The 15349-nt window shown below is 69.4% G+C and carries 19 protein-coding genes; 13 read left to right on the forward strand and 6 right to left on the reverse strand.

Annotated elements, in window-relative coordinates; translation table 11 throughout:
- The first annotated feature begins 91 nt into the window (after positions 1 to 91).
- Genes ACFPJ1_RS27790 through ACFPJ1_RS27805 form a run of 4 tightly spaced genes read left to right on the forward strand, consistent with a single transcriptional unit; the run spans position 92 to position 3944 of the window.
- The gene (locus ACFPJ1_RS27790; RefSeq protein WP_380108334.1) at positions 92 to 1045 is read left to right on the forward strand and encodes an ROK family protein; all 954 of its coding nucleotides are present in this window, start codon (positions 92 to 94) and stop codon (positions 1043 to 1045) included.
- Entirely contained in the window at positions 1042 to 2172 is a 1131-nt protein-coding gene (nagA, locus tag ACFPJ1_RS27795) for an N-acetylglucosamine-6-phosphate deacetylase (protein ID WP_380108336.1), read from the forward strand. Before ACFPJ1_RS27790 ends, nagA begins: the two co-directional genes overlap by 4 nt.
- The gene (locus tag ACFPJ1_RS27800; RefSeq protein ID WP_380108338.1) at positions 2160 to 3080 is read left to right on the forward strand and encodes a 1-phosphofructokinase family hexose kinase; all 921 of its coding nucleotides are present in this window, start codon (positions 2160 to 2162) and stop codon (positions 3078 to 3080) included. The genes nagA and ACFPJ1_RS27800 overlap by 13 nt, the downstream gene beginning before the upstream one ends.
- A 27-nt stretch (positions 3081 to 3107) precedes the next feature.
- Positions 3108 to 3944, forward strand: coding sequence for a class II fructose-bisphosphate aldolase (locus tag ACFPJ1_RS27805; RefSeq protein ID WP_380108340.1), 837 nt, complete (start codon positions 3108 to 3110; stop codon positions 3942 to 3944).
- Here the strand turns inward: ACFPJ1_RS27805 and ACFPJ1_RS27810 are convergent.
- The 5 genes from ACFPJ1_RS27810 to ACFPJ1_RS27830 form a co-directional block, all read right to left on the reverse strand.
- Positions 3941 to 4993, reverse strand: a complete 1053-nt coding sequence (locus ACFPJ1_RS27810; RefSeq protein ID WP_380108341.1) for an ABC transporter permease subunit — start codon at positions 4991 to 4993, stop codon at positions 3941 to 3943. The two genes, ACFPJ1_RS27805 and ACFPJ1_RS27810, sit on opposite strands and share 4 nt — an antisense overlap.
- A complete protein-coding gene (locus ACFPJ1_RS27815) occupies positions 4990 to 5880 on the reverse strand; it encodes an ABC transporter ATP-binding protein (RefSeq protein ID WP_380108343.1) in 891 nt (296 codons plus the stop codon). The genes ACFPJ1_RS27810 and ACFPJ1_RS27815 overlap by 4 nt, the downstream gene beginning before the upstream one ends.
- Positions 5877 to 6269, reverse strand: coding sequence for a GntR family transcriptional regulator (locus ACFPJ1_RS27820; protein WP_199234890.1), 393 nt, complete (start codon positions 6267 to 6269; stop codon positions 5877 to 5879). The genes ACFPJ1_RS27815 and ACFPJ1_RS27820 overlap by 4 nt, the downstream gene beginning before the upstream one ends.
- Before the next feature lie 114 nt (positions 6270 to 6383).
- A complete protein-coding gene (locus ACFPJ1_RS27825; protein ID WP_380108345.1) occupies positions 6384 to 7310 on the reverse strand; it encodes a cryptochrome/photolyase family protein in 927 nt (308 codons plus the stop codon).
- Positions 7304 to 7525 carry a deoxyribodipyrimidine photo-lyase gene (locus ACFPJ1_RS27830; protein WP_380108347.1) on the reverse strand — a complete coding sequence of 74 codons (222 nt, stop codon included), beginning with the start codon at positions 7523 to 7525 and terminating at the stop codon, positions 7304 to 7306. Before ACFPJ1_RS27830 ends, ACFPJ1_RS27825 begins: the two co-directional genes overlap by 7 nt.
- Before the next feature lie 94 nt (positions 7526 to 7619).
- Here ACFPJ1_RS27830 and ACFPJ1_RS27835 point away from each other — a divergent pair, with 94 nt between their 5' ends.
- The 6 genes from ACFPJ1_RS27835 (at position 7620) to ACFPJ1_RS27860 (ending at position 12635) form a co-directional block, all read left to right on the forward strand.
- On the forward strand, positions 7620 to 8333 hold the full coding sequence (locus ACFPJ1_RS27835) for a metal-dependent transcriptional regulator (protein ID WP_465261086.1): 714 nt from the start codon (positions 7620 to 7622) through the stop codon (positions 8331 to 8333).
- Between the two features lie 106 nt (positions 8334 to 8439).
- Complete coding sequence (locus tag ACFPJ1_RS27840; RefSeq protein WP_380108350.1) at positions 8440 to 9213, forward strand: class I SAM-dependent methyltransferase; 774 nt, start codon at positions 8440 to 8442, stop codon at positions 9211 to 9213.
- A gap of 24 nt (positions 9214 to 9237) precedes the next feature.
- A complete protein-coding gene (gene pabB / locus ACFPJ1_RS27845; protein ID WP_380108352.1) occupies positions 9238 to 10608 on the forward strand; it encodes an aminodeoxychorismate synthase component I in 1371 nt (456 codons plus the stop codon).
- A complete protein-coding gene (locus ACFPJ1_RS27850) occupies positions 10605 to 11300 on the forward strand; it encodes an aminotransferase class IV (RefSeq protein ID WP_380108353.1) in 696 nt (231 codons plus the stop codon). The genes pabB and ACFPJ1_RS27850 overlap by 4 nt, the downstream gene beginning before the upstream one ends.
- A gap of 198 nt (positions 11301 to 11498) precedes the next feature.
- Positions 11499 to 12413, forward strand: a complete 915-nt coding sequence (locus tag ACFPJ1_RS27855; protein WP_380108355.1) for an SPFH domain-containing protein — start codon at positions 11499 to 11501, stop codon at positions 12411 to 12413.
- Between the two features lie 9 nt (positions 12414 to 12422).
- The gene (locus tag ACFPJ1_RS27860) at positions 12423 to 12635 is read left to right on the forward strand and encodes a type II toxin-antitoxin system antitoxin (protein WP_380108356.1); all 213 of its coding nucleotides are present in this window, start codon (positions 12423 to 12425) and stop codon (positions 12633 to 12635) included.
- Here ACFPJ1_RS27860 and ACFPJ1_RS27865 read toward each other — a convergent pair.
- The gene (locus ACFPJ1_RS27865; protein ID WP_380108358.1) at positions 12626 to 13030 is read right to left on the reverse strand and encodes a VOC family protein; all 405 of its coding nucleotides are present in this window, start codon (positions 13028 to 13030) and stop codon (positions 12626 to 12628) included. The genes ACFPJ1_RS27860 and ACFPJ1_RS27865 overlap by 10 nt on opposite strands.
- Before the next feature lie 221 nt (positions 13031 to 13251).
- Between ACFPJ1_RS27865 and ACFPJ1_RS27870 the strand changes: the two genes are divergently transcribed.
- The 3 genes from ACFPJ1_RS27870 to ACFPJ1_RS27880 are packed head-to-tail and all read left to right on the forward strand — an operon-like array spanning position 13252 to position 15325.
- Positions 13252 to 13665: a GntR family transcriptional regulator gene (locus ACFPJ1_RS27870; protein ID WP_380108360.1), complete on the forward strand. Its 414-nt coding sequence runs from the start codon at positions 13252 to 13254 to the stop codon at positions 13663 to 13665.
- Positions 13662 to 14573, forward strand: coding sequence for an ATP-binding cassette domain-containing protein (locus tag ACFPJ1_RS27875; protein ID WP_380108362.1), 912 nt, complete (start codon positions 13662 to 13664; stop codon positions 14571 to 14573). Before ACFPJ1_RS27870 ends, ACFPJ1_RS27875 begins: the two co-directional genes overlap by 4 nt.
- Entirely contained in the window at positions 14570 to 15325 is a 756-nt protein-coding gene (locus ACFPJ1_RS27880; RefSeq protein WP_380108364.1) for a hypothetical protein, read from the forward strand. The genes ACFPJ1_RS27875 and ACFPJ1_RS27880 overlap by 4 nt, the downstream gene beginning before the upstream one ends.
- The last annotated feature ends 24 nt before the right edge of the window (positions 15326 to 15349 follow it).

Raw genomic sequence — 15349 nt, forward strand, 5'->3', positions numbered from 1 at the left:
TGGTCCAGGGGGCACACTGGTCTTGTGGGAGCTGTCCAGAAAATGCTCACGGATGTTCGAACTGCCGGGTAACGCTGCATAATGGCGCTCCGTGGACCCCTGTGAAGTCGTGGTTGCCGTCGATCTCGGTGGAACCCGGATGAAGTGCGGCCTGGTCGCCGCGGACGGTGCCGTGCTGCACCGGGAGACCAGGCCGACACCCCGGGAGGCCGGGGGTCGCGCGGTGCTCGACGCGCTGCTCGAAACCGTCGTCGAACTGGGCCAGAAGGCCGCGGCCGACGGACACCGCGTGCGCGCGGTCGGCGTCGTCGTACCGGGCATCATCGACGCCGCGACAGGAACCGTCGGCGCGGAGAATCTGGCCTGGGTCGGTACGCCGGTCCTGGCCGAACTGAAGGAATCCCTCGGCGAGGATCAGCAGGTCGTTCTCGCCCACGATGTCCGCGCGGGTGGTTACGCGGAGCTGCGCCAGGGTGCTCTGACCGGCACCACGAACTCCCTCTTCCTCCCCCTCGGCACCGGCATCGCCGCGGCCATGGTGGTCGACGGCTCGCTGGTCAGCGGCGACGGGTACGCGGGGGAGCTCGGGCACACCCGCTTCGTCCACGGGGATACCGCCGAGCTCTGCGCCTGCGGCCAATGGGGCTGCCTCGAGACCGTGGCCTCCGCCGCCGCCCTGGCCCGACGGTATGGCGCACGTACGGGCCGCACAGTGGACGGTGCCCGCGAGGTGCTCGAACTCCTGGCACAAGGTGACCCGGACGCGGCCGCTGTGTGGAGCGACGCGATGGAGGCCCTGGTCGACGCGCTGGTCCTCTACACCACGCTGGTCGCGCCCACCCGCATCGCGATCGGCGGTGGGTTGGTCGGGGCCGGTGAGACGCTGCTGGCGCCGCTGCGCGAGGGTGTTGCCGCGCGGCTGACGTTCCAGCGCCGGCCGGAGATCGTGGCCGCAGTACTGGGTGAGGACGCCGGATGCCTCGGCGCGGCGCTGATGGCCTGGGATCGCGTGACTGCTGACGAGAGCGGAGAACAGACGGTATGACGACGTATCGGATCGCGCGGCTGGTCACGCCGGACGACGTGCTGGAGAACGCCTGGCTCCAGGTCGCGGACGGCGACATCCTCGCGTACGGCCGGCGGTCCGAGGGGATGCCGGCCGACGGGTCGCGGCCGGAGGACCTGGGCGACGTCACCGTGGTGCCTGGGTTCGTCGACATCCACACTCACGGCGGCGGCGGCGCGACCTACTCGACGACCGATCCGGAGGAGGCACGCAAGGTCGCGGCCTTCCACGCCAGGCACGGCACCACCACGACCATGGCGAGCCTGGTCACGGCACCGCTGGACGACCTCGTCTCGCAGACCGCCTGTCTGGCCGACCTGGTCACGGACGGTGTGATCGCCGGGGTGCACTTGGAAGGGCCGTTCCTGTCCGAGGCGCGCTGCGGGGCGCACGAGCCGACACTGCTGCGCGACCCGGTCGAGGGTGACGTGGCGAAGGTGCTCAGCGACGCCGTGAAGATGGTGACGATCGCGCCCGAACTGCCGAGCGGCTTGGACGCGATCCGCCAGGTGGTCGACGCCGGCGTGGTCGCGGCGCTCGGGCACACGGACGCGACATACGAGCAGATGATCGCCGGGGCGGACGCCGGCGCGACGGTGGCGACGCACCTGTTCAACGGGATGCGGCCGTTCCACCACCGCGACCCGGGCCCGGTCGGAGCCGCGCTGAACGACCCGCGGCTGCTGCTCGAGGTGATCAACGACGGCATGCACCTGGACCCGCAGGTGGTGCGGGTCGCGCTGGCCGCCGCCGGGGTCAACCGGATCGCGCTGATCACCGACGCGATGGTCGCCACCGGGATGCCCAACGGGCGGTACATGCTCGGCAGTCAGGAAGTGGACGTGACGGACGGGCTCGCGACGCTGGCCCACGGCAGCCACTCGATCGCCGGCAGCACCCTGACGATGGACGTCGCTTACGCCAACGCGGTCAAGGCCGGTGTCTCGCTGGTGGACGCGTCGCGGATGGCGTCGACCACGCCGGCGGAGACCTTCGGCTGGTACAACGTCGGCGGGATCGAGACCGGCAAGCGGGCCGACCTGGTCGTGCTGGACGAGGAGTACGCCGTCCGCAAGGTGATGCGGGCCGGCTCGTGGCTGGACTGATCGCGACCGTCACGCTGAACCTGGCGCTGGACGTCACGTACGGCGTCGACGAACTGGTGGTCGGTGGGAGTCACCGCGTCACCGACATCCGGCAGCGCGCGGGCGGCAAGGGCGTGAACGTCGCGCGGGTCGCGACCACCCTCGGGCATCAGGTCCTCGTCCTCGGGTTCGTCGGCGGAGTGACCGGCGAGATCGTCGCGGAGGAGTTGTTCGACGCCGGTCTGACCGCTCTGCTGACGCCGATCGCGGCGGAGACCCGGCGGACCGTTGCCATCGTCAACGGTGCGGACGGCGACGCGACCATCTTCAACGAGCTCGGGCCGATCGTTTCCGCCGACGAATGGCGGGCCTTCCACGATCGGATGCCTTGGGCAAGGCTCGGCGTGCTTGCCTGTTCGGGAAGCCTGCCTCCTGGTCTGCCGGCCGATGCCTATGCGGAACTTGCCGTGCGAGCACGTCATCACGACGTGTTGTCCGTGATCGACACCGGCGGCGATGCACTGGCGGCGGCTGCCAAGGCCGGTGCGGTGGTTCGCTCCAATGCCGCCGAACTGCGTGATGCCCTCGGCGACGTCGATGTCGAGGAGGGCGCACGGCAACTGGTCGAGCTGGGTGCCACCGCGGCCGTCATCACCGACGGCGCTCGCGGGATGGTTGCTGCTAGCAAGCAAGGTGCCTGGCGCGCGTTGCCGGTCGAGCAGGTGGCGGGCAACCCGACCGGCGCCGGAGACGCCTGTACCGCGGTAGTCGCCGCGGCTGTCGCGGAATCGCCCGAGCCCGACTGGGCCGTAGTACTCAAGTCGGCTGTCGCCGCGTCGGCCGCGGCCGTGCTGACACCGGTTGCCGGGGACATCGATCTCGCGGCGTACCGGCGCTGGCAGCCGCAGGTCGAAGTACAGAGTCTCTAGTGTCCTTGTGAATTGAGGGAGTTCGTCATGCCGTTGGTATCCGGAGCCGAGGTCGTGCTGGGTGCGGCCAAGGACGGTCGCGGGGTCGGCGCGTTCAACGTGATCCAGCTGGAGCACGCGACCGCACTGATCGCCGGTGCCGAACACGTCGGCGCGCCCGTCATCCTGCAGATCAGCGAGAACGCGGTGCGGTACCACGGCGCGCTCAAGCCGATCGGCGTCGCCACCCTGGCCGCCGCCTCGGCCGCGGTCGTCCCGGTCGTCGTGCACCTGGATCACGCGATGGACCGCGACCTGGTGACCGAGGCGGTGTCGCTCGGCTTCACCTCGGTGATGTACGACGCGTCGAAGCTGGACTACGAGGACAACGTGCGGTCGACCAGCGAGGTCACGGCGTTCTGCCACGAGCACGGGGTGTTCGTCGAGGCGGAGATCGGGGAGATCGGTGGCAAGGACGGAGTCCACGCGCCCGGCGCTCGCACCCGTCCGGACGAGGCCCTCGCCTTCGCCGAGGCGACCGGCGTGGACGCGCTCGCCGTCGCGGTCGGTTCTTCGCACGCCATGACGGAGCGGACGGCCGAGCTCGACTTCGAGCTGATCACCGGGCTGCGCTCCGCAGTACCGGTTCCCCTTGTCCTGCACGGTTCTTCGGGTGTCGCGGACGCGGACCTGACCCGCGCGGTCGAGGCCGGGATGACGAAGGTCAACATCGCCACCCACCTCAACAACGTCTTCACCGCCACCGTCCGCGAGGTGCTGGCCGACCAGCCCAGCCTGGTGGACACCCGCAAGTACCTCGGCCCCGCCCGTACTGCGGTCGCGGCCGAGGTAGCTCGCCTGTTGAAGGTGTTGAAAGCGGTCTAGGTCAGGTCGCGGCGGATCCGCCAGAAACAGAAGCCGCTCAGCGCGAGGGCCAGCACGAAGAACAGGCCGGCCTCCCGCCACTGCAGCCCCCAGAACCGGTCGGCCGGCTGGTAGGTGATCTGTTGCCGGTAGCCCTCATCGGCCAGCCGCTGGAAGCAGGTGGACAGCGGGGGTCGTGACGGCGCCTCGCCAGGGGGCGTGTTGGGCGGAGGCGGGCCGCACTCGGCCACCCAGGACGGCAGGGTCTTCTGCACCTGGCCGGCTGCGTTGACCGTCTTCTCGGACAGCTTCCAGTTGCCTTCGCCCGGCAGCTGCGCCTCGACCCGCATGACGACCGGATCCTCCTCAGGCCCGGACAGCTGGAGCCCCCGCATGTTCTCCGTCGTCACGACCACCTCGGTCTTCACCGGCGTGATCAGGTGCGGCCGGAGGAGCAGGGGAGACAGGATCTGGATCGCGATCACGGCGGCCAGCGTGACGGCGATCGCGACGACGCTGCGCCGGATCACCAGCCCGAGCGCGACCCCCAGGGCCAACCCGAACGCCGCATAGCCGATCGGCACCACGCCGCGGGCTCCGAAGACGGGCGGGAGCAGCCGTTGGACGTTGAACACACCGGATGCCTGTCCGGCGTCGATCGCGTCGTCGATCGGGTCGGACCACCAGGTGACCGCGAGGCTGAGCAGCCCTGTCAGCGCGATCGCGGAAAGCCCGGTGACGGCGAGCTTGGTGACCAGCCAGCGGGTCCGGCTGATGCTCTGGTTCCAGACCAGCCGGTGGGTGCCCGCCTCCAGTTCGCGCGCGATCAACGGCGCTCCCCAGAAGGCGCCGATCACCGGCGGAGCGGCGTACATGAGCGCCTGGCCGGCGATGTACAGGTACTGGTTGATCCGGTCGAACTGGATCTGCCTGAGGAAGTCGTTCGGGTAGGTCTTGTAGTCGTCGAGCAGGCCGGGGCCGGTGATGGCCAGGAGGATGGCGAGCGCGGCGACCGCGCCGGCGACCACCAGCGCCTGCAGGCGGAACTGCCGCCAGGTGAGCCACATCATCGCTGTACCTCCAGCACGGGCTGGTCGTTCTGCTTGGTCTGGCTGGAGCGGCCCATGTAGGCCAGCACCAGGTCCTCGAGGGTGAGCTGGGTGACCGTCCAGGCCGGGTCGAGGATCGGCTCGTCGGTGCGGATCAGCAAGGTGGACTGGCGATCGGTGTGGCTGGCGGAGATCACGTGCTGGTTGTGCGGCAGCGACTTCTCGTCACGGCGCGGACCGACCAGCCGGTAGTGCGTGGCGAGCAGGGTGTCGATGTCGCCGCTGACCTGGACGCGCGAATCTACCAGCACGACCAGGTAGTCGCAGGACCGCTCGACGTCGGAGACGAGGTGCGAGGACAGGACGACGCTGAGCTCCTGCTCGGCGACCGCCTCCATCAGGTCCTGCAGGAACTCCCTGCGGGCCAGCGGATCCAGGGCGGCGACGGGCTCGTCGAGGATCAGCAGCTCGGGGCGTTTGGCGATGCCCAGGGTGAGGGCGAGCTGGGCGCGCTGGCCGCCGGACAGCCGGCCGGCACGCTGCTTGGGGTCGAGCCCGAGGCCCTGGATCCGGCCATTGGCGAGCGTCTCGTCCCAGCCGGGGTTGAGGTGGGCGCCGAGCTTGAGGTGGTCCGCGATGCTCAGCCGCGCGTAGGTGGGAGTGTCCTGGGCGACGAAGCCGATCCGGGTGAGCTGGCTGGTGCCCGCGGCGGAGCCCAGTACTTCGATCGAGCCCGCGGTCGGCGTGAGCATGCCGACGGCCAGGTTGAGCAGGGTGCTCTTACCGGCGCCGTTCGGGCCGACCAGTCCGACCACACGGCCGGCCGGGAGGTCCAGGGTGCAGTCCGTCAGCGCCCAGCGGCGGCCGTATCTCTTGCCCAGTCCCTGGGCGTGCAAGGCGGCGGTCATGCTATGTCCTCCTGAGCGGCGGTCCGAAAGGTTGTCATGAACAACGCCTCGATGCTCTCGTCATCGAGACCGGCCTTGCGTGCCTTCGTCAGCCAGCGCTGCAGGTCCTGCCGCAGCGGTCCGTGCGCGGCCAGGCTGTGGTCGGTCAGCGTCCGCGTCACGAACGTCCCGACCCCAGGCCGCGCCGACACCAGCCCCTCGTGCTCCAGCTCCCGATACGCCTTCAGCACCGTGTTCGGGTTGATCGCCAGCTGCCCGACCACGTCCTTCACCGTCGGCAGCTGATCCCCCTGCCGCAACAACCCCAGCCGCAACGCGTTCCGCACCTGCTGAACGATCTGCTGATAAGGCGAAACCCCCGACCGCCCATCCAGATGGAACTCGATCATCCTCAACCCCATTCATCTAGTTAACTAGCACAATACTCCCCTGAGGAAGCCGCCGGTCAAGAGCCGGATGGGTTGGGTCTGTGAATGACAGCCGAAGTACCTGCCCCTGGAGGGTCAGCGGATGGCTGTGTAGCGGCGGAGGGATTCTGCGCGGGCTGTTGCGTGATCGACGATCGGTGGGGGATAGGCCGTGGGGGTGGGAGACCTCCAGGGTTCGTGGGCGGCTGGACCGGGAAGGTCGGCGAGCTCGCGGAGCCAGCGGTGGATGTAGGTGGCGTCGGGGTCGAACTTCTTGCCCTGGGTGGTGGGGTTGAAGATGCGGAAGTACGGCGAGGCGTCGGCGCCGCAGCCGGCTACCCATTGCCAGTTCAGGGAGTTCGAGGCGAGGTCGCCGTCCAGCAGGTGACGCATGAACCAGCGGGCGCCGTGCTTCCAGTGCACGTGCAGGTCCTTGACCAGAAAGGACGCGACCACCATCCGCACCCGGTTGTGCATGAACCCGGTTGCAGCCAGTTGCCGCATCCCCGCATCCACGATCGGGTAGCCCGTCATTCCCTTGCACCAGGCATCGAACCCGTCACCCGGTTCGTCGTACTCCATCTTCTCGAACTCCGGCCGCAACGGCATCCACGCTGCCTCCGGATACCGCGCCAGCAGATCCGCGCAGAACTCACGCCACGCGAGCTCCCGCCGATACGCCTCGGCCCCCGCACTCCGCTTGCGCGCCAGATCCGCCAGCATCGTCCGCGGATGCACCTCGCCGTACTTCAACGGCACCGACATCCGCGAGGTGGAGTCCAGGTCCGGCCGGTCCCGCTCGTCGTCGTACGCCGCGACGCCGTCCACGTACTCCTCCCAATGCTTCCGCGCAGCCTCCTCCCCGGCACCCTGAACGGGCCTCGTCGACGGCAGCGCGTCCCCGCGTTCGCTGATCCACTCGACCCGCGACGGCGCATCCACCGGCTGCCGCCAGCCGTGCTCGAGCCACGCGCGGAAGTACGGCGTGAAGACCTGGTACGACGACCCCTGCTGGTTCAGCACCCGCCCAGGCGCCACGGCGTACGGCGATCCGGTGGTGACCAGTGGACAGTCCAGATCAGGTGCTCCCGGCGGGGAGTGCCCGCCCTGTCCCACAACGCCGGGTCGAGCACGAACAGCCCGACCACCTGCCCGTCGCCCGCCGCCACCGCGTCCAGCAGGGCAGGATTGTCCGCCAGCCGGAGATCGCGCCGGAACCACATCACCGCGGGTGCCATCACCCCATCCTGGTGGATGCACAACTTTGCGGCCGCGCCCCGACCGAGGCCTGCCCGGACAGAGATTGGGTGAGGCTTGCCTACATAGGTGAGAATGGTTGTCGTGAGCGAGCTGATCGATACCACCGAGATGTACCTGCGGACCGTCTACGAGCTGGAAGAAGAAGGCATCCTGCCGCTGCGCGCGCGGATCGCCGAACGGCTCCACCAATCCGGTCCGACGGTCAGCCAGACGGTGGCCCGGATGGAGCGCGACGGGCTCGTCACGGTCGAGGGCGACCGGCATCTCGAGCTCACCCAGGTCGGCCGGATGCAGGCGGTCCGGGTGATGCGCAAGCACCGGCTGGCCGAGCGGCTGCTGGTCGACGTGATCGGGCTGGAGTGGGAGGACGTGCACGCGGAGGCCTGCCGCTGGGAGCACGTGATGAGCGACGCGGTCGAGCTGCGGCTGCTGAAGATCCTCGACCACCCCACCGAGTCGCCGTACGGCAACCCGATCCCGGGCCTGGAGGAGCTGCAGAAGGACACCGCGGCGACCGCGATCGGTGAGTTCCGGCTGGGCGTCGAGCCGCTCGACAAGGTGCTCGACAGCGCGACCGGGGAGAGTGTCCGGGTGCTGGTCCGGCGGATCGCCGAGCCGGTGCAGACCGACGACGACGCGATGTCGGTACTGCGGCGCGCGGGCGCGCTGCCGGGCCGCGAGGTGGATTCGACGCTGGATGCCGAGGGCGTGCTGATGGGCAGCCGTGAGGCGGGTGGCGTGATCAGCGATGAGACGGCCGGCCACATCTTCGTCAGCCTGGTCTGAGGATCTCCGCCTGAGGCAGGGTCCTGGTTGAAGAGTCCATTAAGAACGGCCACCAAGAGCGCTCGATGCGGTACTGATTGTGGTCAGGCAGTAACGTCTGTCCGCGATGCCTGAGAACGAGATCGACTGGCCGGGATATCTGCGGGAGTTCCACTCCGCCACCCCGGGCAGCACCGAAGCCCTGCTGTCACGAGCTGTGGCCGGGGACCACACGCCCTACCGCTGGCTCGTCCGAGCCGTGTCCGGAGAGGCGCGGCGGGTCCTGGACCTGGCCTGCGGCAATGGTCCGGTGGCCCGCGAGCTGTACGGCCGGTGGGTGGTCGGCGTGGACAACAACGCCGTCCAGCTGGCCGGCGCGCCCGGACCCAAGGTACAGGCCGACGCGCTGCACCTGCCGTTCGCGAACGAGGCGTTCGACGTCGTGACCTGCTCGATGGGCCTGGCGGTGCTGCAGCCGCTGCCCGACGTCCTCGCCGAGGCGGCCCGGGTGCTGCGCCGCGGAGGTGTGCTGGCGGCCACCGTGCCGGCGGTCCGGCCGTTGCGCCGTGGCGACATTCGCACCCTGACCAGCTTGACCACCCGGCTGCGGTCCACTCCGCAGTTCCCGGCGGGCGGCGAGATCAAGGACCTCAAGGATCAGCTCCGCGCGGCCGGCTTCCACGTGATGGAGAGTCAGCGCGAGCGCTACGCCTACTCGGTGCGCTCGATCGAAGACGCTCGCCGGCTGGTCGGTGCGCTCTACCTCCCCGGCACGTCCGACGCTCGCCGCGAGGCCGCTGCCGCCTGGCTGGCCGAGCGCGCCGAGGGCCGCGACGGCCTCGACGTGGCCATCCCGATCCGCCGGATCACCGCCATGCGGACCAAAGTCGCGCTCGCCTGACGAGTCATCTGTACCGTTCGTGCTGTGCCCGCTCTGACCTGGTCCGTCCGCTCGGTCGACCACGCGCTCGACGGCGAGGGGATCTACCGCTTCCTGCTCGCCGACGAGCCCGCTGCCTTCTGGCTGGACGGCAGCCTCACCGACCGTGGTGGCCGCCGCGTCTCCGTCCTCGGTACGACGACCGGCGCCGACGCGGAGGTCGTCGTACGGGACGTGGCCGACGGTGATGTCTTCGCCGAACTGCAGGAACTCCTCGGCGCCCGGCGGGACGAGCTGGGCGCAGTACCGGCTGAGCTGCGGGAGGTCTTCAGCGGCGGCTATGTCGGGTATTTCGGGTATGAGCTGAAGGCGTTGACCGGGGGAGCCGCGGCGTACGAGGCGGCGACGCCGGATGCGTTGTGGATGTGGGCGAACCGCTTCGTCGTCATCGATCACGACGAGAATCGATCGCTGCTCGTCGCGATCCACCCGCCAGGTGATGCCGCCGCGGCGCAGTGGCTGGATCGGGCGGTCGCCTCCACGAGCCGGTGGGTGATGAGCGGGCCGGCCGACCCCGAGATCGCGTCGCTGGAGCTGGAGGCGTATCTCGAGCAGGATCGCGCCACCTATCTGGCCGGGATCGACGCCTGCATGGCCGCGCTGGAGGCCGGCGAGACGTACGAGGTGTGCCTGACGAATCGGGTCCGGTTGCCGGCCGTCGCCGATCCCTTCGAGTTCTACCTGTGGCAGCGGGCGCACAACCCCGCGCCGTACTCGGCCTTCCTGCGGTACGGCGACCTCGCCGTGGCCAGTTCGTCGCCGGAGCGATTCCTCACGGTGGATGCCGACGGCTGGGCGGAGTGCCGTCCGATCAAGGGGACCGCGCCGCGCTCGCCGGATCCGGCGCAGGATCAACTGGTCGCCAAGGCGCTGGCCGAGGACGAGAAGACGCGCGCCGAGAACCTGATGATCGTGGACCTGATCCGCAACGACCTCGGCCGGGTCAGCGAACCCGGCACGGTCCAGGTGCCGCAGTTGATGGCCGTCGAGAGCTACCAGACCATGCATCAGCTGGTCACGACGGTCCGCGGCAAGCTTCGGGCGGAAGCCGACGCGGTGGACGCGGTGCGGGCGTGCTTCCCGCCGGGGTCGATGACGGGGGCGCCGAAGATCCGCACGATGGAGCTGCTCGACGAGCTCGAGTGGAGCGCCCGCGGCGTCTACTCGGGCGCGCTCGGCTACCTGACCGTGGATGGCCGGGCGGACCTGAGCGTGGTGATCCGGACCGCGGTGATGACCCCGGACGAGACCGTGGTCGGGGCAGGGGGAGCGATCGTGCTCGACTCGGACCGGGTCGCGGAGTACGACGAAATGGTGCTCAAGGCAACGGCTACGATCAAGGGTGGGACGGCGTGAACTCGTTACAGGTGGCGGATTCCTTTCTGGTTGCCGATGGCAAGGTTCGGGGGATCGAACTGCACCGGCAACGCTTCACCGACTCCTGTACTGCGCTGGGGGTCGAGGCGGGCGCGTTCTTCGACGAGCAGGTCGGGCGGTTGCCGGCGTTCGGGCGGTGGTTCCCGCGGTTCGAGCTGAAGGCGACCGGTGAGCTCGGCGTCCAGCTGCGGCCGGCGCCTCCGCAGGGCGATCGCATCCGGGTGGCGGTCCGGCGTGATCCGCGCACCAATCCCCGGGTGAAGGGCCCCGACCTGGAGGTGCTGGCGGAGCTCAAGGCGGAGGCGGCCGCCCAGGACCGTGCGGACGAGATCGTCCTGGTCGATCGGGACGGCATCGCTCTGGAGGGTGGCTCCTCGGCCCTGGTCTGGTGGGAGGACGGCGTCTTCTGCATCCCGCCGTCCACCTTGCCGATCCTCCCGTCCGTCACCGCGCAACTCCTCCGGCGGCTCGCGACCGAACGCGGTGTCGAGGTCGCCGAACGCGCCCGCATGGCCGCCGAACTGGCTGACGCCGACGAGGTCTGGCTGGTGAACGCCCTGCACGGCATCCGCCCCGTCCACGCCTGGCACACCGACCCCATCGACCCCCTCCCCCTCTCCACCGCCCCCACCTGGCAAACCGCCCTCGTCTCCCTAGCTCGCCAGGTCTAACGGCCCCCACCACACGCCGGCCCGGACCGCCAGGCCATCAATGGGGCCACCTGTACGGCGTACGCGGGGTGGCGGAGCGGCGGCGCGTGGGGCGGCGGCGTCTATTGATGGGATGGCGGTCCGGGGGCTGGTGGAAAACTGATATCACTATGCTACCTTCGAGATAGACAGTGAGAACCAGTGGAAGAGGGGCTCGGGATGAGCGCGGACAGTGAAGTGATGGTGGAGATGCCGAAGCCGAAGGTGGTCGAACGGCCGGCGGGGGAGTTGAACGGCTGGCCGATGATGGGCCTGTCGTTCGTGCTGGTGGTCGGCGGGATCGCCTTGTTCGTCTGGGGGCTCGACGGTGAGCGGGTGGGGATCATCCTGCTCGGCGTGCTGGCCTTCGTGCTCGGCTCGATCGTGGCCGCGGGGCTGACGCCGGTGTCACCCGGGCAGGCCCGGGTGCTGCAGATCCTGGGCCGCTACGCCGGCACGATCCGGACCGACGGGCTGCGCTGGGTGAACCCGCTCGCCGCCCGCCGGGAGATCTCCACCCGGATCCGCAACCACGAGACGACGGTTGCCAAGGTCAACGATTCCGACGGCAACCCGATCGAGATCGCCGCGGTGGTGGTCTGGCAGGTCGAGGACACCGCGCAGGCGAGGTTCGAGGTGGACGACTTCGTCGCGTTCGTCGCGATCCAGACCGAGACCGCGGTCCGGCACATCGCGAACAGCTACCCGTACGACGTGCACGACGAGTCGGGCGGGATGTCCTTGCGGGACAGCACGGACGAGATCACCGAGAAGCTGTCGACCGAGATCGGCGCCCGGGTGCAGGCCGCCGGAGTGCGGGTGATCGAGTCGCGCATCACGCATCTGGCCTACGCGCCGGAGATCGCCCAGGCGATGCTGCGCCGGCAGCAGGCGGGTGCGGTCGTCGCGGCCCGGCAGCGGATCGTCGAGGGCGCGGTCGGCATGGTCGAGCTCGCCCTGGCCCGGCTGTCCGAGCGCGACGTGGTGGAACTGGACGAGGAGCGCAAAGCGACCATGGTCAGCAACCTGCTGGTGGTGCTGTGCGGTGACCGCGATGCCCAGCCGGTGGTCAACGCCGGGACGCTCTACCAGTAGGCCGCGGCCGTGGCGACCGAACGCAAGAAGATCCTGCTCCGGCTGGATCCCGTGGTGCACGACGCGCTCGCGCGCTGGGCGAACGACGACCTGCGCAGCACCAACGCCCAGATCGAGTTCCTGCTCAGGCGGGCCCTGGCCGACGCCGGTCGGCTACCGAGCGACGTCGGCAGGATGCGTCGCCAGGGCCGCCCGTCCAAGGAGGAATCGGCTCAGGACTGATCGCCCAGTTCGGTGAAGAGTGTCAACTGGAGGCCCGCGGGGGCCTCCAGTCTGGCGTTGAGGGAGTTCCACGGCGTCACGGTGGGCTCGGCGATCACCGTCGCGCCGGCGGCCGCGAGACGTGCCGTGGTCGCCGCCGAGTCGTCCACCTCGAACGCGACCCGGTACTTGCCGGCCACCCGGTTGCCTACCTCGACCCGGTCGATGAAGGCGGCCTGGTTCGGATCGGCGATCTCCAGCGTCGCCCGGCCGGCGTCGAGGATCGTCACCCGGCCGCCCTCCGTCTCGTACGCCTCGCGCTCGTGCAGTCCGAGCACGTCGCGATAGAAGGCGACCGCCTCCTCGTAGTCCGGCGCCGTCACCACCAGCCGTAACTCACGCACTCCCTCAGTCACGGTTCGCTCCCTTGCTCGGTATGGGGTTGTCACACCCACAGCACGCTAGCGGCCTTGCGGCCCCCGAACGAGGCCGCTGGAAATCGGGCTTGACGCCGGGGGAGCCCTCGGTGCTACGGTTCATTAGTCAAGTAATGAACCTACGAACCAACTAACCTCAGCACCGAACCGCACCACCAGGGCACCATCGCCCAGCAGGAATCGAGCCAGGAGGGACCACGGTGTTCGACGATCGCAGCCCGATCTACCTCCAGATCGCGGACCAGATCAAGAACGACATCGTCACGGGTGCCCTCGCCGAGGACGAACAGGTCATGTCGACGAACCAGTACGCGACTTTCTACCGGATCAACCCCGCCACCGCGGCCAAGGGCTTCGCCCAGTTGGTCGACGAGGGCGTGCTCTACAAGAAGCGCGGCATCGGCATGTTCGTCAGCCCGAATGCCCGGGAGCTGCTCCGGACCGGCCGGCGCGACTCGTTCTTCGCCGAGGTGGTGGAGCCGATGATCCGCGAGGCCCGGGCGATCGGCGTCCCGCTGCGGGAGGTCGTGCACCACATCGAGAAGTCGGCCGCCGAAGAACCGGCCGGAACCAAGGAAGCGATCGCCGGACAGGCAGAGGGAGGTGCGTCATGACCGGGCTGGGAGTGCGAACCGAGAACCTGACGGTCCGGTTCAGCGGCGTACCGGCGCTGGACGGGCTGGACCTACGGCTCGCGCCGGACAAGATCCACGGCCTGCTCGGGCGCAACGGCTCCGGCAAGAGCACGTTCGCAGCGACGCTGGCCGGCTTCCGCAAGGCTGACGGTGGTCGGGTGCTGCTCGACGGCGGCGACCTGGGTGAGGCGAGGGAACCGTACGAGGACGCGATCGTCACGAGCCGGGTCTGCCTGATCCGGGAGTCCGGTGACCTGGTCGGCAGCGCCCAGGTCAAGCAGGTGCTCGGGCTCGCCGCGGCGCTCCGGCCGTACTGGAGCGAGGACCTGGCCGGCGAGCTGCTGGACAAGTTCGAAGTACCGACCGGCAAGCGGGTGCAGAAGCTGTCCCGCGGCAAGAAGTCCGCGCTCGGGGCCGTGGTGGGGCTGGCCAGCCGGGCACCGTTGACGATCTTCGACGAGACCTATCTGGGCATGGACGTGCCGACCCGGAATCTCTTCTACGACGCGTTGCTCGCCGACTATGCGGAGGTGCCGCGCACGATCGTGCTCTCCACCCACCTGGTCAGCGAGGTCAGCGCGCTGCTGGAGGAGGTCATCATCCTCGACGAGGGCAGGCTGGTGACCCAGGCGCCGGTCGACGCGTTGCGCGGCCGCGGTGCCTCGATCGTCGGAGCCGCCGCACTGGTGGACGAGCTGACCGCGGACCTCGCCGTACTCGCCGAGCAGCGGCTCGGCGGGACGAAGTCGACCACCGTGCTCGGCGACCTCGACGACACGCTGCTCGCCAAGGCCCGTTCGGCCGGCCTCGAGATCGGTCCGGTCGGCCTGCAGGAACTGTTCGTCCATCTGACCGGCTCGAAGTCTGTGAAGGAGAGCAACCGATGAGCGCCGCCGCGACCCTTCCGGGCACCGTGACAGCAGGACTGCGGCTGCGCCGGGTGCTGCAGACCTTCATCGTCGGAGTGCGGCCGATCATCGTCGGCTACTGGCTCGTGATGCTGGCGACGTTCCTGCTCGGCGGCCTGGTCGTGCAGTTCTTCGGCAACGGGATCGACCACAGTATGTGGGACTACGGCACCCAGTCACCGAAGTACTTCTCGGCGGCGATCGGCATCACCGTCACGCCGGCGCTGTTCGCGCTGATGGTCTCGCACGGGATCACCCGGCGGATGTTCGCCATTGCCGCCGGCATCTTCCTGGTCGGCGCGGCGGTCTCGACCGCGCTGATCTGGGTGCTCGCCTACCAGGTGGAGCGCGTGATCTACGACTGGGCCGGACTGACCCAGACGCTCGCCAACCCACATCTGTTCACCAGCACGTCGCAGGTCGGGCTCATCTTCACCGAGTTCTTCCTGCTCGTGCTCGCGCACGAGGCCGCCGGCTGGATGATCGGCATCGGCTTCTACCGGTTCGGTTTCTGGAAGGGGCTCGCGCTGCTGCCGCTCGGCGTGCTGCCGGCCGCCGCCGCGGAGTTCCTGCTGGTCGCCCAGTGGATCGCCGAGGCGCTCCGGAACACCGGCTACCACCGTCCACCACTGGCCGTCGGGGTCCCGGGAGTGCTCGCCGTGAGCGCCCTCGGCCTGTACTTCGGCTACCTGATGCTCCGTTCGATGGGACTCAAGCCCGCCAGGGGCTGAGCCTCGCCGCCAAACCACACCACA

This window comes from Kribbella qitaiheensis, assembly GCF_042657745.1.
GTDB lineage: Bacteria > Actinomycetota > Actinomycetes > Propionibacteriales > Kribbellaceae > Kribbella > Kribbella qitaiheensis.